General features: G+C 35.9%; 1 protein-coding gene. It reads right to left on the bottom strand.

Annotation, left to right across the window (positions count from 1 at the left end; genetic code table 11):
- A partial coding sequence (locus tag GOQ16_RS18590) for a hypothetical protein (protein ID WP_160070459.1) occupies positions 1-311 on the bottom strand: 311 nt, incomplete at its 3' end.
- Positions 312-345 lie beyond the last annotated feature (34 nt).

The raw sequence follows: 345 nt of genomic DNA, 5'->3' as shown, positions 1-345 counted from the left end.
CTATAGCCATGGTAAGGGCCATTTGAATTTTGCTTGCTATAACTACATACCATGACTATGAGTTGTGGCAAAACGATGTCAAAACTATATTCCTTAACAGGAACCTGCAAGAGAAAGTGTGCATGACACGACTCGAAAGTTTTGAATCCAAATATGCTTACAAAGTATGTTAGCTTAATCAATTCTTGTATAGATTGAAGCAGGCCTCTTGGAGCTGAAATCTTCGATTTGATAGAAAAATCAAAAGGTTTGATTTTATCAAAAGTGAAGAGTTGTGTGTTTACAAGAAAATAGTGGGAGCGTTGTCGCATTCCTAATATTATTAATAGGAACGACATTCCTACG

It is taken from the genome of Sphingobacterium bovisgrunnientis (assembly GCF_009829085.1).
Lineage (GTDB): Bacteria > Bacteroidota > Bacteroidia > Sphingobacteriales > Sphingobacteriaceae > Sphingobacterium > Sphingobacterium bovisgrunnientis.
The sequence above is the reverse complement of the archived record's forward strand: the minus strand, read 5'-3'. Positions and strand labels throughout refer to the sequence as shown.